The organism is Halomonas sp. A020 (assembly GCF_027943625.1).
Taxonomy (GTDB): domain Bacteria; phylum Pseudomonadota; class Gammaproteobacteria; order Pseudomonadales; family Halomonadaceae; genus Vreelandella; species Vreelandella piezotolerans.
In genome coordinates this window covers 480,547-501,459 of the sequence record NZ_AP022850.1, presented here as the reverse complement: position 1 = coordinate 501,459, position 20,913 = coordinate 480,547, and the positions used below count along the sequence as shown (strand labels likewise).

General features: G+C 58.8%; 17 protein-coding genes. 10 read left to right on the top strand and 7 right to left on the bottom strand.

What is annotated here, in order from left to right:
• Window positions 1-97 precede the first annotated feature (97 nt).
• The 4 genes from adk (at window position 98) to FRH_RS02275 (ending at window position 3,431) form a co-directional block, all read left to right on the top strand.
• Window positions 98-751, top strand: a complete 654-nt coding sequence (gene adk / locus FRH_RS02290) for an adenylate kinase (RefSeq protein ID WP_219861735.1) — start codon at window positions 98-100, stop codon at window positions 749-751.
• Between the two features lie 112 nt (window positions 752-863).
• Window positions 864-1,565 carry a tRNA (adenosine(37)-N6)-threonylcarbamoyltransferase complex dimerization subunit type 1 TsaB gene (tsaB, locus tag FRH_RS02285; RefSeq protein ID WP_139526370.1) on the top strand — a complete coding sequence of 234 codons (702 nt, stop codon included), beginning with the start codon at window positions 864-866 and terminating at the stop codon, window positions 1,563-1,565.
• Window positions 1,562-2,272: a class I SAM-dependent methyltransferase gene (locus tag FRH_RS02280; RefSeq protein WP_139526371.1), complete on the top strand. Its 711-nt coding sequence runs from the start codon at window positions 1,562-1,564 to the stop codon at window positions 2,270-2,272. Before tsaB ends, FRH_RS02280 begins: the two co-directional genes overlap by 4 nt.
• A gap of 37 nt (window positions 2,273-2,309) precedes the next feature.
• A complete protein-coding gene (locus FRH_RS02275) occupies window positions 2,310-3,431 on the top strand; it encodes a phospholipase D-like domain-containing protein (RefSeq protein ID WP_219861733.1) in 1,122 nt (373 codons plus the stop codon).
• Window positions 3,432-3,436: 5 nt separating this feature from the next.
• On the opposite strand, the gene FRH_RS02270 is transcribed toward FRH_RS02275, so the two are convergent.
• Complete coding sequence (locus FRH_RS02270) at window positions 3,437-4,117, bottom strand: YecA family protein (RefSeq protein WP_153842510.1); 681 nt, start codon at window positions 4,115-4,117, stop codon at window positions 3,437-3,439.
• 87 nt (window positions 4,118-4,204) lie between these two features.
• Here FRH_RS02270 and FRH_RS02265 point away from each other — a divergent pair, with 87 nt between their 5' ends.
• From FRH_RS02265 to FRH_RS02255, 3 genes are all read left to right on the top strand, one after another.
• Window positions 4,205-4,753: a SprT-like domain-containing protein gene (locus FRH_RS02265; RefSeq protein ID WP_219861731.1), complete on the top strand. Its 549-nt coding sequence runs from the start codon at window positions 4,205-4,207 to the stop codon at window positions 4,751-4,753.
• Window positions 4,754-4,923: 170 nt separating this feature from the next.
• Window positions 4,924-6,873, top strand: coding sequence for an acetate--CoA ligase (gene acs / locus FRH_RS02260; RefSeq protein WP_139526375.1), 1,950 nt, complete (start codon window positions 4,924-4,926; stop codon window positions 6,871-6,873).
• 268 nt (window positions 6,874-7,141) lie between these two features.
• Complete coding sequence (locus FRH_RS02255) at window positions 7,142-7,804, top strand: response regulator transcription factor (protein ID WP_016916171.1); 663 nt, start codon at window positions 7,142-7,144, stop codon at window positions 7,802-7,804.
• 81 nt (window positions 7,805-7,885) lie between these two features.
• On the opposite strand, the gene FRH_RS02250 is transcribed toward FRH_RS02255, so the two are convergent.
• From FRH_RS02250 to FRH_RS02235, 4 genes are all read right to left on the bottom strand, one after another.
• Complete coding sequence (locus tag FRH_RS02250) at window positions 7,886-11,827, bottom strand: NahK/ErcS family hybrid sensor histidine kinase/response regulator (protein ID WP_281997679.1); 3,942 nt, start codon at window positions 11,825-11,827, stop codon at window positions 7,886-7,888.
• Between the two features lie 87 nt (window positions 11,828-11,914).
• Window positions 11,915-12,445 (bottom strand): hypothetical protein, encoded by a 531-nt coding sequence (locus FRH_RS02245; protein WP_139526377.1) that lies wholly within the window; start codon window positions 12,443-12,445, stop codon window positions 11,915-11,917.
• A gap of 104 nt (window positions 12,446-12,549) precedes the next feature.
• A complete protein-coding gene (locus FRH_RS02240) occupies window positions 12,550-14,331 on the bottom strand; it encodes a sodium:solute symporter family protein (protein WP_139526378.1) in 1,782 nt (593 codons plus the stop codon).
• Window positions 14,332-14,337: 6 nt separating this feature from the next.
• The gene (locus tag FRH_RS02235; RefSeq protein WP_054641318.1) at window positions 14,338-14,598 is read right to left on the bottom strand and encodes a DUF4212 domain-containing protein; all 261 of its coding nucleotides are present in this window, start codon (window positions 14,596-14,598) and stop codon (window positions 14,338-14,340) included.
• 606 nt (window positions 14,599-15,204) lie between these two features.
• Here FRH_RS02235 and FRH_RS02230 point away from each other — a divergent pair.
• The 3 genes from FRH_RS02230 to ttcA all read left to right on the top strand — a co-directional run bounded on the left by FRH_RS02230 (window position 15,205) and on the right by ttcA (window position 18,662).
• Window positions 15,205-17,022, top strand: a complete 1,818-nt coding sequence (locus FRH_RS02230; protein ID WP_139526379.1) for a putative nucleotidyltransferase substrate binding domain-containing protein — start codon at window positions 15,205-15,207, stop codon at window positions 17,020-17,022.
• A 5-nt stretch (window positions 17,023-17,027) separates the two neighbouring features.
• The gene (locus FRH_RS02225; RefSeq protein WP_139526883.1) at window positions 17,028-17,678 is read left to right on the top strand and encodes a DNA polymerase III subunit epsilon; all 651 of its coding nucleotides are present in this window, start codon (window positions 17,028-17,030) and stop codon (window positions 17,676-17,678) included.
• A gap of 75 nt (window positions 17,679-17,753) precedes the next feature.
• Window positions 17,754-18,662, top strand: coding sequence for a tRNA 2-thiocytidine(32) synthetase TtcA (ttcA, locus tag FRH_RS02220; protein WP_139526380.1), 909 nt, complete (start codon window positions 17,754-17,756; stop codon window positions 18,660-18,662).
• Here ttcA and fnr read toward each other — a convergent pair.
• Together fnr and hemN are read right to left on the bottom strand one after the other, a co-directional pair.
• A complete protein-coding gene (fnr, locus tag FRH_RS02215; RefSeq protein ID WP_139526381.1) occupies window positions 18,652-19,401 on the bottom strand; it encodes a fumarate/nitrate reduction transcriptional regulator Fnr in 750 nt (249 codons plus the stop codon). The two genes, ttcA and fnr, sit on opposite strands and share 11 nt — an antisense overlap.
• A 58-nt stretch (window positions 19,402-19,459) precedes the next feature.
• On the bottom strand, window positions 19,460-20,887 hold the full coding sequence (gene hemN / locus FRH_RS02210; protein ID WP_219861726.1) for an oxygen-independent coproporphyrinogen III oxidase: 1,428 nt from the start codon (window positions 20,885-20,887) through the stop codon (window positions 19,460-19,462).
• Window positions 20,888-20,913 lie beyond the last annotated feature (26 nt).

The following is a 20,913-nucleotide window of genomic DNA, read 5'->3' as shown; positions in this document are numbered from 1 at the left end:
TTTTGGGGAGTTGTGTCGCCTGAACGGCACGGTTATTGTCGATTCATTGATTTCAACGATCACTATCATTCAAGACGATCATTCAAGGAGCAGTGCCATGCGTTTAATCCTGTTGGGTGCCCCCGGCGCGGGGAAGGGGACTCAAGCTCAATTCATCTGTGAGCAGTTCAAGATTCCCCAAATTTCCACCGGGGATATGCTGCGCACCGCCATCAAAGACGGCACCGAGCTGGGCCTGAAGGTCAAAGAGATTATGAACAGCGGGGGACTGGTGTCGGACGACATCATCATCGACCTGGTCAAGGAGCGCATCAGCCAGCCGGACTGCGAGAATGGGTTCTTGTTCGACGGCTTCCCGCGGACCATCCCCCAAGCAGACGCCATGAAAGAGGGCGGCGTCAAACTGGACCACGTGCTGGAAATCGCCGTGCCTGACGAAGAGATCGTCAGTCGCTTGGCGGGTCGCCGCGTGCATCCGGCCTCTGGTCGTGTGTATCACATCGAGCACAATCCGCCCAAAGAAGCGGGTAAAGACGACGTAACCGGCGAAACGCTGATCCAGCGTGAAGACGATCAGGAGTCCACGGTGCGTAATCGCCTGTCGGTCTACCACGACCAAACCGCTCCGCTGGTGGACTACTACCAGCAGTGGGCGAAAGAGGATCCGGCGACTGCACCGCAGTATCACCGCGTCGAAGGCGTAGGCAGTGTGGCAGACATCACTCGTCAGGTGAAAGAAGCGCTCAGCTAAGCGCGCCTCAGTGTTACGTGCCTCGATGGCCCGCAGGTTTCCTGCGGGCCATCGTCGTTTCAGGCGTGCGGCGGTATACTAGAGGCCTATTTTTACGGAGTGCAATACCGCTATGTCGTCGTTATACCTTCTGGCACTGGATGCCTCCTCCAGCGCCTGCTCTGCGGCACTACTCCGCCAAACAGGCGGCCAACGTGACTGCCTGGCACGCTTCGAGATGACGCCACGCGCGCACACCAAGCGCTTGATGCCAATGGTGGATGAGCTGCTTGCCGATGCGGGCATTGCCCCACAAGCCTTGAATGCCGTCGCCTTTGGGCGCGGTCCCGGCTCGTTCACCGGCCTGCGCATTGCGGCCGGTGCCGCGCAAGGATTGGCGTTTGGCTTGGACTGCCCATTGCTCGGCGTGTCGACCCTGGAAGCGCTCGCGCTTCAGGCGCATCGGCGTTATCACTTTCGCCATGTGGTCACCGCGCTGGATGCGCGCATGGGCGAAGTGTATGCCGCTACCTGGCACTGCCTGAACGATACCCTAAGCTTACAGAGTGACGAGGTCGTCATCCCGCCCGGTGCATTCCGTTTGCCAGCCGGTGAAACCGATTGGGTGGGCGTGGGCTCGGGCTTTAATCTGTGGGACGAATTTGCCGTCGGCGTGCAGGCCAGCTTGTCGCAACATCTCACGGATCTAGAGCCACGCGCGGAGGAGATGGCGTGGCTGGCCGCGCGCGACTTGGACGCAGGTCTGGGCCAGGCGGCCCATGAGGTACAGCCGGTGTATCTGCGAAATGACGTGGCTTGGAAGAAACCGGCATGAGCCAGGCAGTACCGGAGGTTTTGCTACCACCTGGGCTGACGCTGGGTTACATGGAGGGTCGGCTTGCCCTGGCGGGAGACGAGCGCGAGTACGGCAAACCGCTCAGCGTCGACTTCGTCTCGGGCAAGGCCGCGCACCGTCGTCAGTTCGGTGGCGGCCGTGGACAGCTGGTGGCAAAGGCCTGCGGGCTAGCCAAAGGCGTGACGCCGAGCGTGGTCGATGCCACGGCGGGCCTGGGTCGCGACGCCTTCGTACTGGCCAGCCTCGGGGCGCCGGTACTGATGATCGAGCGGGTCGCGGCCATCGCCGCCTTGCTCAGCGACGGCCTAGCGCGTGCGGCGGCCGCAGAGGACACCGCCGCGATTGCCGCGCGCATGTACTTGCGTCATGGCGATGCCGCCGAGCGGTTGGCGAGGCTGGTGGCGGACGCCGAGTTTACGCCCCAAGTCGTCCACCTGGATCCCATGTTCCCCCATCGCGACAAGTCCGCGCTGGTGAAAAAAGAGATGCGCGTGTTTCGCGAGCTGGCCGGAGACGACGACGATGCTCCTCGCTTGTTGGAAGCCGCGCTCGACGTGGCGACCCACCGGGTGGTAGTGAAACGCCCCCGTAAAGCGCCGCCTATTGCAGGGCCCGCGCCGCAGCACACGTTGGAAGGCAAAACGAGCCGCTACGATCTATATGTCCATCGCTCCCTAAGTCGCTGAGCGTTGATGACACAGCGGAGCCAGAGAAGGAGTCTCTATGCAGCACGAGTGGCGAGAAGGGAACCGGGTGGTGTTGCTGCCGGAAGCGTCGCGCTTTTTACCGGCGATGTTCGACGCGGTGAGCCAAGCGCAGCACTACGTGCTGGTGGAACTCTACTTGATGGAGTCGGGGGAGCTTGCCACCCAAGTCATCGACGCGCTGGCGTCCGCCGCTAGGCGCGGCGTGCAGGTGTTTCTACTCCTGGACGGCTACGGTGCGATGGGGCTGGAGCGACGCGACCGTGAACGCTTGCAGAGCGCTGGCGTAGCCTTGCAGCTGTTCAACCCGATTGGCTTTCACTCGTTGGCCCGCAATCTGAGCCGTGATCACCGTAAGATCGTGGTGGTGGACGGCGAAATTGCCTTTACCGGCGGTTTTGGCGCGGTGGATGAGTTTTTGCAGGCGTGGTACGAAATCGCGCTACGTATCGACGGACCGACCGTTGCAGACTGGGAGGCACTGTTTCGCCGTTTGTGGCGTTCCCGGCTGACCCGCCAGGCGTCGGGGGATCCAGCGCCCCCTCCGCTCCCGCCTCAGCGCAGCGCGACGTCCCATGCCGATGGCGTGCGTGGGCGAGTAATGTCGGCCAGAGGCTATCGCTACCAAGCAATTCGCCACTCGCTGTATGCCCGGGTCAGTCGTGCGCGTCAGCGGCTGTGGCTATGCACGCCCTACTTCGTGCCTACGTTTGCGCTGCGCCGCCGCTTGATCCGCGCCGCTCGACAAGGCGTGGATGTACGTTTGCTGCTGCCCGGCGCCAAGCACGACCACCCCGGCGTGCGCTATGCGGGCCAGCGTTTTTATCAGGCACTGCTGAAAGCGGGCGTGCGCATTTTCGAGTTCCAGCCGACCTTCATACATGCCAAGTTCGTCCTGGCCGATGAGTGGGTTAGCCTAGGCTCTTGTAATTTCGATCACTGGAACCTGCACTGGAACCTAGAGGCCAACCAGGAGATAGACGATCCAGGATTCGCCAGCGACGTGCAGGCGCTTTTCGAACGTAATTTTGCTGCCAGCCAAGAGGTGGATGCTGCCGCCTGGGCCGCGCGCCCCTGGGGGCAGCGGGCCAAGGAGTGGGTGTATGGTGTCGTGGACGGTTTGGTGATGCGCCTGAAATAACGCGGCTACTGGCGCTTTTTGCCCTTCGCTTTGGCGGGCGTCTTTTTGCGCGGTTTGGGTTTGGGCGTTTCTGGTGGTACCCGGTAGTGCAGGTAGAGGTCGAGCACCAGCTCGGGCAGCTGGGCGACGAAGGATTCTTGGCTGGCCTGATCTTTGGCCATCTCGGCCATGTCGGGTTCGTCGTCGAAGAGCCCCGATAGCGACATGAACGGCAGCAGCAGCGTGGCGGCAGCCTCTTCATCATCCTGGAACCAAGCGCTCTCGTCGCTGAACACGCCTTCCATGAAGCCTGCACACCAGTCGCCAATCGGCGTCTCTTCTGCGGGCAGACCATCCAGCGTTAGTTCGAAGGGCAGTTCCGGTAGGCCCCCTTGCTCCAGGACCGCCATGGCGTTGTCGCGCAGCAGTGTCAGCAGTCGGACGATCTCATCGCGCTCGGTGGCATCGCGGTAGTTGGGTTCGCCTTGAAAAAGCTCCTCCAGCCACTGCTCGGTGGGCTGCTCGCTAGGCGCGACCGCCAGAGCGACCAGAAAGCCATGGGCCGAAATCAGGTCGAGGGCATCTTCGCCCACTTGTTCAGAGTCGAGAAAATCGTCCAGCCTGTCGAGCTGTTCGTCGTCAAGCAGCGGCTGAGGCGGGGCACTGTCGGGCGAGTTAGCGTCGGTCATGGTATTGCGCTCTGCCATGGGGAGCCTCGTTATCAACGTCATGTTTGAAAACCGCTGTCGATCCATCACAATCGATCAACGTCACTAATGGCTAGTTTATCACTAATGAAGACGTCTCCACTCCCCCCTTGGCCGCGCGATGAACTATCGGCGCTTTCTCATCCGGCACTGCTTCGCGCCGTCCAAGAGCGGGTCGAGCAAGCTTTGGCACGCTGTCGAGAGGTACATCCCGCGCTGCCCGCGCCCAAGGTGTGGTTTGATCTAAAGGGCGCATCGGCGGGGCAGGCACACCTTGGTCGGGGCGGATTGCGCTTCAATCCGGTGCTGCTGGCCGATAATCGCGAGGAGTTTTTCGATGAGGTGATTCCTCATGAGATGGCCCACTGGCTGGTCTTTCATCTGGCCCAGGGGACTCGCTTTAAACCGCATGGCCGCGAGTGGCAGACGGTCATGCGGGATCTGTTTGGGCTCGCGCCTCGGGTCACCCACCGTTTCGATATTCAGCGCTCGCAACCGCGCCCTTTTCACTATGAGTGTGGCTGTCGAGTGCATCGCTTTACGTCGAGACGTCATGCCTTAGCCGCAAAGGGGCGTCGCTACCGCTGCCGTCATTGCGATCAGACCTTGGTCTATCGTGCTTTCGTTAGTCCATAATTGTTATTTTAAGCTGCTGTTTTTTAAATAAAAATTGTTAATACCAATGTCTAAAGGGAAGCCGATCGGGACAGGTTTATGCTAGGTAAATATTACGCGCGTCGGTGCAGCCAATAACAAAACCGACCACACTTACCAGAGAGTGCAACTTCACGGACAGAGGCAATTTCATGAGCGAGCATAACAACGTCTATCCAGTGCGCGATAGCATCGCTGCCAAGGCATGGGCCGATAAAGATAAATATGCGGCAATGTATCAGCAGTCCATGGACGACCCGGAAGGTTTCTGGGGCGAGCAGGCCAAACGCCTTGACTGGATCAAACCGCCCAGCAAGATCAAGAACACCTCCTTTGCCCGCGATAACGTCGATATTCGCTGGTTCGAAGATGGCGAGCTGAATGTCGCGGCGAATTGTCTGGATCGTCACTTGGAGAAGCGCGGTGACCAAACGGCGATCATTTGGGAAGGCGATAATCCCAATGAATCCAAGCACATTAGCTACCGTGAGCTCTACGAGCGAACGAACCAGCTAGCCAACGGCCTGAAATCGCTGGGTATAAAGAAAGGCGATACTGTCACGCTCTACATGCCGATGATACCCGAAGCGGCCATGGCCATGCTGGCTTGTGCCCGTATCGGCGCGGTGCACTCGGTGGTGTTTGGCGGCTTCTCCCCCGACGCGGTGGCCCAGCGAGTCATCGGTGCGGACTCCAAGCTGGTCATCACTGCCGATGAGTCAGTGCGTGGTGGCAAGCATGTACCGCTCAAAGAGAACGTCGACTCCGCGCTCAAGCGTGACGGCACCGACGTATGCAAGAACGTCCTGGTGGTGAAGCGCACCGGCGGCGATATCGATTGGCAGGAAGGTCGCGATATCTGGTTCGACGAGCTGGTCGATAAGCAGTCAACCGAGTGCCCGGCCGAGGCGATGAACGCCGAAGATCCGCTGTTCATTCTCTACACCTCCGGTTCCACCGGCGCGCCAAAAGGCTTGAAGCACACCACCGGCGGTTACCTGACTTACGCGGCCATGACGCATCAGTACGTCTTCGACTACCAGGAGGGCGAGATCTACTGGTGTACGGCGGACGTGGGTTGGGTGACCGGCCATAGCTATATCGTTTACGGTCCGCTGGCAAACGGCGCCACGACGCTGATGTTCGAGGGCGTACCGAGTTATCCGACCCACGGCCGCATGGGCGAGATCGTCGACAAGCATCAGGTCAATATCCTTTATACGGCGCCCACCGCCGTGCGTGCGCTGATGGCTCACGGTGACGGCGTGATGGACTCTAGCAAACGCGATTCACTGCGACTGTTGGGCTCGGTAGGTGAGCCGATCAATCCCGAAGCCTGGGAGTGGTTCTACCGCGTCATCGGCAATGAGAAGTGTCCGATTGTCGATACCTGGTGGCAGACCGAAACCGGCGGCATCATGATTGCACCGCTGCCGGGGGCCACCGACCTGAAACCAGGCTCGGCGACCACGCCTTTCTTTGGCGTCAAACCTGCCCTGGTCGATAACGAAGGCCACCAACTCGAAGGAGCCACCGAGGGCAACCTGGTGATTCTGGACTCCTGGCCTGGGCAAGCGCGCTCTATCTGGGGCGATCATGAGCGCTTCGTTCAGACCTATTTCTCTACCTACGACGGCATGTACTTCACGGGCGACGGCTGCCGTCGTGATGAGGATGGCTACTACTGGATCACCGGCCGGGTGGACGACGTGCTGAACGTCTCCGGCCACCGCATGGGCACCGCCGAGATCGAGTCGTCGCTGGTGGCGCACTCTGCCGTGGCCGAAGCGGCGGTAGTGGGCTTCCCCCACGATATCAAAGGCCAGGGCATCTACATCTACGTAACCCTGAACGACGGTATCGATCCCACGGACGAGCTGAAGAAAGAGTTGACCCAGTGGGTACGCAAAGATATCGGGCCGATTGCATCACCCGACGTGATTCAATGGGCTCCGGGGCTACCGAAAACGCGCTCGGGTAAAATCATGCGGCGTATTTTGCGTAAAATTGCTGCCAACGAGTGCGATGGTCTGGGCGATACCAGTACCTTGGCGGATCCGTCGGTCGTCGACGATTTGATCGAGCATCGGGCCAATCAGTAATCGACTCGCCCCGCTGCCCATGGCAGTGGGGGTATTCAATGACGGGCGTCAAGCATTGGCGCATTGCTGTCAGGCAAACTGCGCTTACCCGATGCAGTGCCGGCCACAGGGCCGGCACTGCTGTTTTTGTGCGGATGACGTCTCAACGACAAATTGTGCATGTGATGCTTGGGCATGATGAAGCCCATGGGGTACCATGCTTCAACCGTATGAGCCTAGCGTCGCGGCGGCAGGCAACCCCGCTGCTCGAGGAACCGGAGGAATATCCATGGCAGTAGCCCATAAGTTTATCGTCGCTGACGACCATCCGCTGTTTCGTGCAGCACTCACCCAGGCGTTGCGCCAGTTGGCCCCCCAGGCTGAGATTGTCGAAGCCGACACCATGGAAGCCACCACTGAGGTCGTCAATCGACACCCCGATGCAGATTTGATTCTGCTGGATCTGCACATGCCCGGTGCCCACGGCTTTTCGGGCCTCATTCAACTGCGCGGTCAGATGCCGGATATTCCGGTCGCCGTAGTATCTGGCAGCGATGAACCCTACGTGGTACGTCGTGCCATCGACTACGGTGCTTCTGGCTTCATTCCCAAGTCGTCATCGCTGCAGCTGATTGCCGAGGCGGTGGGTGAGATTCTGCAGGGGGAGGTGTGGCTGCCGGAGGCGCTGGCCAACGTCCTCGAAGAGACCAGCGAAGAGGAGTCGCGCTTTGCCGAGGCGATCGCCTCGCTCACGCCGCAGCAGTTCCGCGTGCTCAATATGCTCACCGAAGGGCTGTTGAACAAGCAGATTGCCTACGAGCTAAACGTTTCGGAGGCGACCATCAAAGCCCACGTGACGGCCATTTTGCGCAAGCTGGGTGTCCATTCACGCACCCAAGCGGTGATCGCGGCACAGAAACTGGAAGTGGAGCCGCCAAAAGTCGAGTCGTAACGGCGGACGGTCGATCAGAGGCGCCGCGCTTAGAGAATGCTAAGCGCGGCGCCGTCGTTTTGGTTGGAACTCTTTGTCCAGTCACGCTTTGGCGCGGCTGGCCTGGAGGGTGCGGGTGAGCAGTGCGCGAAGTGCGGCGGGCTTCACCGGTTTCAGCAGCAGCTGGTAGCCCGCACGCTTGACCTCTTCGGCGACTGCTTCGGTGCGATCGGCGGTGATCACAATCCCAGGAACGGCACCAGCAAAACGCTCGCTCAGAGCCTCTAGCGCCATCAGGCCGGTGACCTCGTTATCCAGATGGTAATCCGCCAAGATAGCATCAGGGTCGCCATCCATGTTGCGCAGAATGGATTTGGCCCCACCAATGCTGGTGGCAGTGAATACCTCGCAGCCCCAGCCGCTGAGCATGGCGGTCATCCCTTCTAGAATCAGCGTCTCATTATCGATACACACGATCCGTGTACCGGCCAGCTTATTGCCGCTGCGACGGCTACTGGGTTCCTGCTCGGCAACGGACACTTCCCGAGCGGCTACGATAGGCACGCTGACCGAGAACACCGTACCAACGCCTTCCCAGGAGCGCACTTTGATGGGGTGGTCGAGCACTCGGCTCATGCGATCAGCGATGGAGAGCCCCAGCCCCAGGCCTTTTTCACTCTCTTTATGACGGGAAACCTGATCGAGGCGTCGGAACTCCTGAAAGATCTCCGTCAATTTGGATTCAGGTATCCCTGGCCCGCTGTCCCATACTTCGATCAGCAGTCGCCCTCCTTGGCGGCGACAGCCAAGCAGCACGCGCCCCTCTTGAGTGTAGCGAATTGCGTTGGAGAGGAAGTTCTGCACGATCCGGCGCAGCATCTGCGGGTCGGAATCCACCCATTGCTGGGTGGGCACCACGACCAAATCGAGCCCTCGATCGTCCGCCATGACGTCGAATTCGGCGCGCAGCGGGCGAAAAATATCGGCCAGGGCAAAGTGGCTGCGCCGAGGCGTCAGCGCCCCTGCATCCAGCTTGGAGATGTCCAGCAGCGTGCCCAGCAGCTCTTCGGCGGCCTGTAGCGAGTTGTCGATATGGCCAATGGTGCGCTGGGTATCGCTGGCGGTGACGTTCTGCATCAGTGCCGAGGTAAACAAGCGCGCCGCGTTCAGAGGCTGCAACAAGTCGTGGCTGGCGGCCGCCAGGAAGCGCGTTTTCGAAGCATTGGCGTCTTCCGCTAGCTGTTTGGCCTGGCGCAGGGCCTGCTCCGCTTCGGCACGCACGCGGTTCTCTTGGCGAAGCGCGGCGTTGGCTTCGGAGAGCGCCTGGGTACGCTCGCGCACCCGCTCTTCCAGGGTTTCGTTGGTCTCTTTGAGGGCAATTTCTGCTTGGCGGCGCTCGGTAATGTCTTGATACAGCGCGAAGAAGCCCAGAATCGACTGGCTATCGCCAAAGTGCGGGGTGTAGGTCACCAACATATAGCGCATGGCGTCGTTGACCCGCATGGAAACTTCAAAACTCACCCGCTCACCGGCCAGCGTGCGCTGTACCCAGGGCACCCGCTCTTCGGCTTGCTTCACCGGTAGCACGTCCTCGTAGCGACGCCCGATCACCGCGTTGCGGTCGATGTTGAAGGCCTGCTCGTAGGCACGGTTGGTAAACAGGTAGCGGCTCTCTTTATCGAAGTAGGCGATCAGGGCCGGGACGTTATCGGTATAGATACGGATATTGTTTTCCGAGCGGATCAGCGCTTCTTCGATACGCTTTTGCTGGGTGATGTCTTGATAGGTATAGACGAAGCCGCCGCCGGGCATGGGGTTGCCCTGTACTTCCAGCACGCTGCCGTCCTGGCGGTAACGCACGTAGCGGTGGGGCTGGCCTTCTCGGATGTTGTCCAGCAGCAGTTGAACGTGCTCTTCGGGATCGCCGGGCCCGTACTCGCCGTTGTGGGCGTTGTAGCGGAAGATACGGTCCATCGGTGCGCCAACGCGAATGATGTGGTCGGGGAAGCGAAAGAGCTCCAGATAGCGCTGGTTCCACACCACCAGGCGTAAGTTCTGGTCGACCACGCTAATGCCCTGATTGATGTTCTCGATGGTCGCCTGCAGCAGGGCGCGGTTGAACTCGAGCACTTGGGAGGCTTCATCCACGATGGAGATCACATCGGAAATGCCGATACCACGCCCCTGAAGGGCCGAGTTCACTACGATCCGCGCCGACGATGCCCCCAAGACAGAGGCGAGAAACCGCTCGGTGAATTGGATCACGTCGATGGAGGCGCGGGTGCCATCATCCAGCGGCTTGCCCGCTCGGCGAGCGTAATCATCGAAGGCGCGGTCGACCTGACCTGCACCCAGGAAGCGCTCGCACAGCACTTTCAAATCGCCCACCGTCGTGGCCCCCGTCCAGGGGCGATTCACCGAGGTTTGTCGGGTTTCGACGCTATCGACGAACAGCGACGCTTGAATGCGCTCTACCACTCGTTGAGACGTCACCTGAGAGACGAAGATATAGCAAAACAGATTGATGCCGAGTGACAGCATGACCCCGTGAGTAAAGGTGTCCCCCAGGTTCAAACCAAATAGCGCCGTGGGTGACAGCCAGTTAAGCCCCAGCGGGCCGCCCGCTAACCATGCTTGTGGCAGCACGCCGGCATTGATCATGGCGGGCATCAGCAGGCTATACGCCCAAATGGCAAAGCCCACGTTCATGCCCACGATCACGCCCAAGCGGTTGCCGCGCTTCCAGTACAGCCCGCCAATCAGCGCGGGGGCAAACTGGGCCGCTGCGGCAAACGAGAGCATGCCGATGGAGGCCAGCGAGGTGAACTCGCCAATCAGCTGGTAAAAGCCGTACGCCATGGCCAGCACGGCCACGATGGTCAAGCGGCGAGCGCGCAGTACCAAACGGCCATAGTCGCGGGCCTTGGTGTCGAACCAGCGCAATCTAAAGAGCGCGGGAATCACGATCTCGTTCGAAATCATGATCGAGACCGCTACCGCCGCCACGATGACCATGCCGGTGGCGGCAGAGAAGCCGCCGATGAAGGTCAGCAGCGTGAGCCACTGCTGGCCGGAGGCCATGGAGAGCGCAAGCACATAGGTATCGGGCTCTACACCGCTTTCTGAGAACAGCAGCAAGCCAGCGGCCGCCAGTGGCACGACGAAGAATGCAATGGCCAGCAAATAGAGTGGAAACAACCAGCGCGCTTTGGTGGCATCGTCTGGATGGATGTTTTCCACCACGGCCACGTGAAACTGGCGCGGCAGGCACAAAATGGCGAGCATGGCGAGCAATGTTTGCGCCCAGAAGCTTTGGCCAAAGTCTTGGTTGGCGAGCTGGCGCTGCAACTCGAGCTGGCTTTCGGCATGGCCCATCAATTCGCCAAGGCCGTCGAACATCCCCCAGGTGACGAAGGCACCCAGCACCAAGAACGCTACCAGTTTGACCAGCGACTCGAAGGCGACCGCATGGATCAACCCTTCGTGATGCTCGGTGGCATCGGTGTGCCGGGTGCCAAACAGAATGGCAAAAATGGCCATCACCACCGCTACGTAAAAGGCCGTATCGCCAAACAGAGGGGCGTGGGACATGTCGGGGGCGTCGGTCAAGACACTAAAGGTCGTCGAAACGGCCTTTAGCTGAAGCGCGATATAAGGCAGCGTGCCGATCAGGGCTACTAGGCTCGCAAAGGCTGCTAGAGATTGGGTTTTACCGTAGCGAGAAGCGATGAAGTCGGCAATGGAGGTGACGTTCTGGTGCTTGGCAACGCGGATCATCTTCGCCAGCACGGGCCAGAAGAGCAAAAAAGTCAGAATGGGCCCGACAAAGATGCTGGCAAACGACCAGCCCGCCGTGGCAGCCTGGCCGACCGCGCCGTAGAAGGTCCATGAGGTGCAGTAAATGGCGAGCGCCAGACTGTAAATGAGGGGGCGGCGGCGGCTGGCGCCATGAGTACGCGCCCGCCGGTCGCCAAACCAGGCAATTCCAAACAGCACTGCAATATAGAGCAGTGACACTGCGATCAGCAGCCCGCCATGAAACATAGTGTCTCCTCACCCATCCTGCTTTGAACGGAGCTTTAAACCGCCCTTCGCCCAGTAAAGGGCTCCATTCTAGGCGAAGGTGAGGCGCTACGTCTGCCGTTCGTTGGCTAGTTGGCAAACGGTGGTCAGTAGGGGGGACGTTTCCCGTAGAGGGCGAAGCTCGTTGAGATCTGCTTCTCCGCTCTCTAGGTTGAGGGGAATCAGCTCTCGGCTAGCGCAGTTGAGAAGATAGGGCTGCGTGGTGATCAGGTCGGTATGGCGACGCTCGAACTGGTACAAAATGAACTCGGCGATGATGTCGCCCTCGACGGTTTGCGAACGCACGTTGTCGCTATCCACCACGCTGAAGGTAGTCGTCATGGGAAACAGTAGTGTCCACGGCCGCCAGATCTGGCGAGTGGTATCGCTGGAGATCACTTTGGCCGTTTCCGGTAACTGCTGTTGTTTATGCTCATACCAGCCGTACTCGAACTGTATTTGATAGCCCAGCATGCCCAGTCCGCCAAACACTGGCACAATCCATTTGGGAAGCCGCTTGCGGCTCAAAGTGCGAAGCAGAAGGCCAATCCCAGCCGCGGCAAGACCTGCAAACACGGCGGCCACTAAGTGCCAAATCATACGTTTTCCTTCTGAAAAGCCATCGGGCTTCCCTAAGGAAGCCCGATGGAGGGTGGTTCCGTTCGCTATTGGCCCACGGCGCAATAGAGTGGAACGATTATGACTTAGTGATCGACCGCAGCACCAGCACCTTTCGGATAGCGTACACTTTCCACCAGGTCCTGAATTTCTTGCGGCGGTGCATCGGTGGCGTTGGAGACAATGAAGGCCACGGCGAAGTTGATGATCGCACCTACGGCACCAAACGAGAGCGGTGAGATACCCAGCATCCAGTTATCCGGCGTGTTGGCCAGCATATTGGTGCCCGGAATGAAGAACCAGCCCAAGTAGGTGAAGATGTAGAGCAGGGTGCAGATGAGACCCGCCAGCATACCGGCAACCGCGCCTTTGTTGTTCATGCGCTTAGAGAAGATACCCATCATCAGCGCAGGGAACAGCGAGGCACCGGCAATACCGAAGGCAAGTGCTACCGTTTGTGCTGCAAACCCAGGCGGATTGAGCCCTAAGTAGGTCGCCAGTAAGATCGCGCCGCCCATGGAGATACGGGCTGCCAGCATTTCGCCTTTTTCAGAGATTTTCGGGTTGATCATGGTTTTGATCAAATCGTGACTGATCGCTGACGAGATCGCCAAGAGCAGACCCGCTGCCGTGGAGAGTGCCGCTGCGATACCACCTGCCGCGATCAAGCCCACTACCCAGCCGGGCAGGTTGGCAATTTCAGGGTTAGCCAGTACTAGGATGTCGTTGTTGACCTCCAGTTCGTTGCCTTCCCAGCCGCGGTCTGAATAGTCAGCAGCACCGTTGTAGAACTGGATACGGCCATCGTCGTTCAGATCGTTGTGGGTGATCAGGCCGGTCTCTTCCCAGGTGCGGAACCATTCCGGACGATCTTCGTAGAGGATCGGGTTACGCGCAGCTTCTTCGTAGTTTTCCGTTTGGCCAGCCATTTCTGGATAAACGGTCGTCATCAGGTTCAGGCGTGCCATGGAGCCAACCGCGGGGGCTGTCAGGTAGAGCAGGGCGATGAACACCAGTGCCCAGCCTGCCGACCAGCGTGCATCGGCGACCTTCGGTACGGTGAAGAAGCGAATGATCACGTGGGGCAGACCGGCGGTACCGACCATCAGCGACAGGGTGAACAGCACCATGTTGAGCTTGTTGTCCACGTCGGCGGTGTAGTCACGGAAGCCGAGTGCATTCACGACGTCATCCAGCTTTTGCAGCAGCGGGATACCGGACTCGGTGTGGGTGCTGAACATGCCGAACATCGGAATCGGGTTGCCGGTGAGCTGCATGGCGATGAACACCGCCGGAATTGTATAGGCAATGATCAGTACGATGTACTGCGCTACCTGGGTATACGTGATGCCTTTCATACCGCCGAATACGGCATACATGAAGACGATGGCAGCGGCAATCCAGATGCCCCAGGTGTTACTCACTTCCAGGAAGCGGGAAAACGCGACGCCCGCACCAGTCATCTGACCGATAACGTAGGTGACGGAAGCCACGATCAAGCAGATGATCGCGACCAAACGCGCTGTGTTGCTGTAGAAGCGGTCACCAATGAAGTCTGGCACGGTGAACTTGCCGAACTTACGCAGGTAAGGGGCCAGCAACATCGCCAGAATGACGTAGCCACCGGTCCAGCCCATCAAGAACGTGGAGTTGGCGTAGCCGCCCGACGCGAGCAGGCCCGCCATGGAGATGAACGACGCCGCCGACATCCAGTCGGCCGCCGTGGCCATACCATTGGTGATCGGGTGTACGCCGCCGCCGGCAACGTAGAAGTCTTTGGTGGAGCCTGCTCGCGCCCATATCGCAATGCCGATATAGAGCGCAAACGAGGCGCCAACGAACAGTAAGTTGATTGCAAACTGGCTCATGCTGGCTTACTCCCCCAGGCCGTATTTTTTATCGAGCGCGTTCATTCTCCAGGCGTAGAAGAAGATCAGCACGATGAAGGTGAGAATGGAGCCTTGCTGAGCAAACCAGAAGCCCAGATCCGTACCGCCGACGGGAATGCCCGCGAGCAGTGGGCGAAAGAGGATGGCGCAGCCGTAGGAGACAAATGCCCAGACTACGAGGCATCCGAAGATCAGCCGGACGTTGGCCTTCCAGTATTCAGCAGCATTGGATTTATCGTCTGCCATTGTGTTGCTCTCCAGTTGTGATTTTTAGGGTTGGAAAGTGAACTCAAGATAGCGTGTGGTTCATCAGGGCAACCCCGCATGGAAAACCGCGCTGTTGAGTGAGCGGTAAAACAGTGCTGCCAAACACGTCACCTTCTTATTGTTAAGCCGTTTATGTCGTTAAGGGGTGGTCGGCAAGTTATCGTTAGCGGCTTGAAGTGCATAAGACAAGCGGCATGCGATTACCCTGTATGACTCATGGGTAATACTGGGCAATAATCACCAAAAATAAATCCCAGACTTTGGTATCAGGGTGTTTAAATGGCGGGGTAAGAGCCGGGTGTGAAGACATAAAGCATTATTTTTGATGAATTTTAAGCGTTATTTTAACGCCATTCATGTCGCGATAGGACAATGGTCTATGGCTCGCTTAAAAACAATGTTTGCTACCTTAACCAAAGGTGTTTAGCCGAATTTAAAACGTTCGGGAAAGTCACTACTTTCGTCGCTAAACAAAGGTCGTTAAGACGTAAGCGCTATAGCTAAAAGTATAATGAGTCGATATGTCTAACGTTCGCCACCCCGTGGGTGGTATGTCTCAATCACTGCCCTTAAGCGAGGTCGCCCATGGTAGACGTGGATCTCTCCCAGCTGCCGTTTACGCTGATCGATGACGCCGGGCGTGATCATGTTCGTCGTGGGATGGATCTTGCCTTCTTCGATCGCGATGAAGTCATCCTCGAGATGGGGCAGGCAGGCGAGTCGGTGTTTCTGATTCATAAGGGGGAGGTCGCTGAGTTGGACCCCACGCTGCCTGCCGCTAGCGCGCGAATTGGTCACTACACCGCCGGTGATCTGTTCGGAGCGATCAGTATTCTCAATGGCAAGAGCCGTTACCGCTTCCAAGCCGAGCAGGAGTGCTTGTGCTATGTGATGCCCAAAGCACTGTTTACCCAGCTCTGCCGTCACTACCCACCGTTTGAACAGTTTTTCAAGCAGTCGCTGTCACACAAAGCGCGCCTGCTAACGGAAAAACGCGCTGATGGTGGCGTCACGATGGCGGGTTTCATGCTGGCCAAAGTGCGCGAATGTATGCGCGAGCCGGTACTCATCGATGCATCGAGCACCATTCACGACGCCGTTCGCCAACTGAACGATAGCCATGCCGATAGCCTGCTGGTGAATACGCAAGAGGCGCTGGGCATGGTCACTAAAACCGACCTGCTCAATGGGTTGGTATTGGGGGAGAGTACCCAGCACTCGCCTGTGGCGTCGCTGGCCAACCAATCACTGGTCACCGTCGCGCCCGATCAATACCTGTTCGAAGCACTGATTATGATGACTCGGCATAAGGTCGCTCGCGTAGTGGTAATGGAGGATGAGCACGCCCGAGGCGTCGTGGAATTGATGGACGTGCTGAGCTTTTTCTCCAGCCGTAGCTACGTGGTGAGTTTACAGGTCGAGCAAGCCAATGGCCTGGAAGCTTTGGCGGCTGCCAGCCAACGTACCCCAGAGTTGGTCAACGCGCTAATGGCGCAGGGCGTGAAGCTGCGCTTTGCCATGGAGTTACTGGCAGCGCTCAATGGCCGCATCATGAGTAAAGCCTGGGGTTTTACGGTGCCCGAGCAGTATCACCGCCAAAGTTGCCTGATGGTGATGGGCAGTGAGGGGCGCGGCGAGCAAATCCTAAAAACCGACCAGGATAACGGTTTGATCCTCGCTGACGACTGCCAGTGGCCCACGGTCGCTGACGACATGGCGACCTTGACCCAAACGTTGATAACGCTGGGTTACCCGCCCTGTCCGGGGAATATCATGGTGTCCAACCCTGAGTGGGTGGGCACGGTCTCCCAGTGGCAGCAGCGTATCGCCAAATGGGTCAGTGCCCGCGATGGTGACAGTTTGATGAAACTGGCCATTCTGCTCGACTCTCATGGCGTGGCGGGCAATCCGACGCTGCTCGACCAAGTCCGCCACGCGCTGTTCGAGCACTGCTCCCACGATGAGCTGCTGCTCTCGTACTTTGCCCGTGCGGCACTGCGCTTCTCGACGCCGCTGACCCTATTTGGCTCACTGAAGAAGCCGCAGCACGGTATCGATATCAAAAAAGGCGGGATTTTCCCCATCGTGCACGGCGTGCGCACCATGGCCCTCGAGCGGCGGATAACGGTCACTTCGACGCTGGATCGTTTGGATGATCTGGCCACCGACGGGCGTCTGGATCGACGCTTTGCCGACGATGTGGGTGAGGCGCTGGCACTGTTCACCGAGCTGCGCCTGCGTCAGCAGCTTCAGGAGCTGGATAGCGCCCACGCCAAGCGCACTAACCGGGTCGTAGTGCAAGAGCTCTCTTCGCTGGAGCGAGACCTGCTGCGAGAAGCCCTCCACATTGTGAAGGACTTCAAGCAGCGCCTTTCCCACCGCTATCATTTGGAGTATTCGTGAGCGGAATGCGCTTGTTAGATCGACACATGACGCTGCTGAGCGGCTCGTTAAGAACGCTGCTGCAGCGGGAAAGCGATCGACGCCGATGGGCCGATTCGCCCTACGCGTGGCTATTTCAGCCGTACATGGGCGAGGAGTCCGTCGCGATGGCCTGCCAGGTGAGTGACGGTCAGCCCAATGTCGTCAGCGTGGCGGCCGTCGTGCTCAGTCCGCGGCGTGTGCACACTAGCCGTATCTGGTGGGCCACACTGTCAGAATCTCCCGTGCCAGTGTCTGCCACCCTGCGCCGCCATCAGCAGTTACACGCGACGGATACCCCGCGCTCCCCAGATATCGAATGCCTGACAGAGCTGGCCGAATTCATCGAGAATCGGCCGCTCGTTGGTTGGCAGTTAGAGCGCACGATCGAGCCGCTCAACGGGCTATTCAAACGCGTATTGGGGTTCGGTTTACCCAACGCCCAGGTCGACGTTGCCAAGTTGCACGGGCGACAGCTACGGCGGCTGCATCCGCAGGTCGATACCCTCGAATCGCTTGGCGAGGCGCTGACCCGTTGGCGGCTGCCACGGCTGATCTGGCCTAGCGTGACCAGCGAAGCCACCGCGAGTGCACTTCTGTATCTACGTTTGCAGCGCGAGATCGCCCTGACCGCCTAGGGTTTGTATTGGGTAGAGCTTCGGAGTGTTGTTAGAATACATACTGCTCCTTTACCCACCGGCAGTGCGACGACCATGTTATCACCTGACTACTTTGACCCTACTTTGTCAGACAGCGCGTCTGACGAGCCTACCGCCACGCAGCACGAGCTGCAGGATGCCAAGCAGAAGCGTGAATTCAACAAGTTGCAAAAACGCCTGCGGCGCGAAGTGGGAAACGCGATCATCGATTACAACATGATCGAGGATGGCGATCGGGTCATGGTGTGCCTCTCCGGCGGCAAAGATAGCTACACGATGCTGGAGATTTTGCGCAACTTGCAACGCAACGCGCCGGTCGATTTTTCGCTGGTGGCGGTCAACATGGACCAAAAACAGCCTGGTTTCCCAGAGCACGTCTTGCCCCAGTATTTGGATAAGCTGGGGGTGGAGTATCACATTCTCGAGCGTGACACCTACTCGGTGGTAAAGGAGAAAACCCCGGAGGGTAAAACCACCTGCGCGCTCTGCTCGCGCTTGCGCCGCGGCTCGCTGTATGGGTTTGCCGAAGAGATCGGCGCGAACAAGATTGCCCTCGGCCACCATCGCGAAGACATTCTAGAAACGCTGTTTCTGAACATGTTCTTCGGCGGTACGCTAAAAGCCATGCCGCCGAAACTGCTCTCGGATGACGGTAAAAACATCGTGATCCGCCCGCTGGCCTACTGTAAAGAGGCGGATATTGCTGAGTTTTCGCGGCAGATGGCGTTTCCCATCATTCCCTGTAATTTGTGTGGGTCGCAGCCGAACATGCAGCGACAAATCGTCAAAGAGATGTTGGCGGAGTGGGACAAGAAGCATCCTGGGCGCTTGGAGAGCATGTTCAAAGCAGTCACCAACGTGGCACCCTCGCAGCTTGCCGATCGCGAGCTATTCGACTTTGCCGGTCTCGAAGCCAAGCAGGCGGCCTTGATGGAAGGACGCATCCAAGCCTTCAACGTGTGATCGTTGGCGCCTCCTCTTCTGCCAGGGTAATGAGGCGCTGCATGTCCAAAATATTGACCTCGCGCCCTGAGACGGCCACGACCTCCTGCTGCTGAAAGCGGCTAAGAATGCGGCTGACCGTTTCGACCGCTAGGCCCAGGTAGTTACCCATATCGGCCCGGGACATGGATAGGCGGAAGCTGTATGGCGAGTAGCCCCGCCGCCGGAAGCGATCAGAGAGCGTAATCAAAAAGCTCGCCAGCCGCTGATCCGCGGTCTTACGCGACAGTAGACGCATCATTCGCCGATCGTCGCGCAGTTCTTTACTCATGCTGCGATAGAGCTGGCCGCGCAGCTCGGGCAGCTCCTCGGAGAGCGAGTCCAGGCGGTCGAACGGAATTTCGCACACCGTCGTCGTTTCCAGAGCCATCACCGTGCCGGGGTAGTGCTCTTCGTCGATGCCGTCCAAACCCACTAGTTCGCTGGGTAGAAAGAAATTGGTGAGCTGGTCATGGCCGTTGCCTTCGCTGGTGACCTGCTTCAAGCTACCCGAGCGCACCGCATAGACACTGGTGAAAGCGTCCCCTTGGCGGAACAGGGGTTCGCCTTTCTTCAACGGCGAGCGGCGGCGAATGATCGCATCGAACTGGCTCATATCCTCGAGCTCCAAGGCGAGCGGTAAGCACAGCGAGCTTAGACTACACGTCTGGCAGCGCGCCTCTTGCAGCAGTGAACGTCGTTGGCTGGCAGGATATGGCATAGGAGTCTCCCTTCTTCTTTCGCCATCATAGGCACAGGGGGCAGGCGGCTCAAGGCGCTCACACGATCTTCGAGTAGCGCTGACCATCCTGACGTTGTAAGTGAGTGTCGAAGGCCATGGCCAAATGCCGAATGAGCAATCGCCCGATCGGCGTGGCGCTCAGCCGAAGGCCCTCACGCTGTACGAGGCCATCCCGTTCGGCGATCGCCAGTCGCTCGAAGGCAGTGGCAAAGTAGTCTGCCGCATCGATATGCCAACGCTGACCGATCGCGTCGAGATCAATGGCCATATCGCACATGAACCGCTCGATGACGTCTCTTCTTATTAGGTCATCCTTATTTAAGCGTAGTCCTTTTATCGTTGCCAGCCTACCTTCATCCAAGGCGGCTTCATAGTGGGCGAGCTGAGTAGGGTTTTGGGCGTAAATATCGTCGACCCGAGAAATGGCGGATACGCCCAAACCGATCAAATCGCACTCGGCGTGGCTGGAGTAGCCTTGAAAATTACGCTGCAGCGTGCCGTTGCGCTGCGCCTGGGCCAAGCTGTCGTCGGGGCGTGCAAAGTGGTCCATGCCAATATGCACATAGCCCGCCTGGGTGAGCATCTCGATAGTGGTGTGCAGCATGGCCAGCTTTTCATCGGCGCTGGGCAGGTCGGCCAACTGGATACGTCGCTGGGGCGCAAAGCGGGCTGGCATGTGGGCGTAGTTGAAGACCGATAATCGTGCTGGTCCCAGCTCGATGACCTGACGAAGCGTTTCGGCAAAACGCCGTTCGGTTTGAAAGGGAAGGCCATAGATTAAATCGAGGTTGAGCGAGCGAAAGCCGAGCCGATGCGCTTCGTCCATGAGCGTTTCGGTGAGCACCCGGGGCTGCACGCGATTGATCGCCGCTTGAACCTGCGGATCGAGATCTTGAACGCCAAGGCTTAGGCGGTTAAATCCTAGCGATTGGAGATGTCGCAGGGTAAAGACATCCGCTTCGCGTGGGTCAATTTCAATGGCATAGTCCCGATCTGGCGCGTTCGATAACCCAAAACGGGCATCAAGCCGGTCGACCAAATCGCTCATTTGCGCCAAGGTAAGAAACGTCGGCGTGCCGCCGCCCCAATGCAGTTGCTGCACCGGTCGTTGGGTATCTAAATGGCGCGACGTGAGCACCATCTCACGATCTAGCCGAGACAGGTAGGGCTCGGCCAGCGACGTATTTTTCGTAGCGATTTTGTTGCACGCACAGTAGAAGCAGATCTTGCGGCAAAATGGGACGTGGACATAGAGCGACAGTGGCTTTTGGCTGGCGTTACTGCGTTCTAGTGCCTGGGCCATATCGTCGGCGGTGAAGCCGTCGTGAAACGACAGCGCTGTCGGATAAGAGGTATAGCGCGGGCCGCTCGTGTCATAACGACGTATCAGGGCGTCGTCCCATGCAGTGGCCTCAGCCACTGATGAAGTGGTCTGGGCGTGGGCAGCAGTAGCATGAACGGGCATAGGCAACGCTCCGGTGTAACAGAACA

Bases quoted from the DNA above. Each gene is read 5' to 3' on its own strand.
- adk (WP_219861735.1), top strand. From the start codon at position 98: ATGCGTTTAATCCTGTTGGGTGCCCCCGGCGCGGGGAAGGGGACTCAA.
- tsaB (WP_139526370.1), top strand. From the start codon at position 864: ATGTCGTCGTTATACCTTCTGGCACTGGATGCCTCCTCCAGCGCCTGC.
- FRH_RS02280 (WP_139526371.1), top strand. From the start codon at position 1,562: ATGAGCCAGGCAGTACCGGAGGTTTTGCTACCACCTGGGCTGACGCTG.
- FRH_RS02275 (WP_219861733.1), top strand. From the start codon at position 2,310: ATGCAGCACGAGTGGCGAGAAGGGAACCGGGTGGTGTTGCTGCCGGAA.
- FRH_RS02270 (WP_153842510.1), bottom strand. From the start codon at position 4,117: ATGGCAGAGCGCAATACCATGACCGACGCTAACTCGCCCGACAGTGCC.
- FRH_RS02265 (WP_219861731.1), top strand. From the start codon at position 4,205: ATGAAGACGTCTCCACTCCCCCCTTGGCCGCGCGATGAACTATCGGCG.
- acs (WP_139526375.1), top strand. From the start codon at position 4,924: ATGAGCGAGCATAACAACGTCTATCCAGTGCGCGATAGCATCGCTGCC.
- FRH_RS02255 (WP_016916171.1), top strand. From the start codon at position 7,142: ATGGCAGTAGCCCATAAGTTTATCGTCGCTGACGACCATCCGCTGTTT.
- FRH_RS02250 (WP_281997679.1), bottom strand. From the start codon at position 11,827: ATGTTTCATGGCGGGCTGCTGATCGCAGTGTCACTGCTCTATATTGCA.
- FRH_RS02245 (WP_139526377.1), bottom strand. From the start codon at position 12,445: ATGATTTGGCACTTAGTGGCCGCCGTGTTTGCAGGTCTTGCCGCGGCT.
- FRH_RS02240 (WP_139526378.1), bottom strand. From the start codon at position 14,331: ATGAGCCAGTTTGCAATCAACTTACTGTTCGTTGGCGCCTCGTTTGCG.
- FRH_RS02235 (WP_054641318.1), bottom strand. From the start codon at position 14,598: ATGGCAGACGATAAATCCAATGCTGCTGAATACTGGAAGGCCAACGTC.
- FRH_RS02230 (WP_139526379.1), top strand. From the start codon at position 15,205: ATGGTAGACGTGGATCTCTCCCAGCTGCCGTTTACGCTGATCGATGAC.
- FRH_RS02225 (WP_139526883.1), top strand. From the start codon at position 17,028: ATGCGCTTGTTAGATCGACACATGACGCTGCTGAGCGGCTCGTTAAGA.
- ttcA (WP_139526380.1), top strand. From the start codon at position 17,754: ATGTTATCACCTGACTACTTTGACCCTACTTTGTCAGACAGCGCGTCT.
- fnr (WP_139526381.1), bottom strand. From the start codon at position 19,401: ATGCCATATCCTGCCAGCCAACGACGTTCACTGCTGCAAGAGGCGCGC.
- hemN (WP_219861726.1), bottom strand. From the start codon at position 20,887: ATGCCCGTTCATGCTACTGCTGCCCACGCCCAGACCACTTCATCAGTG.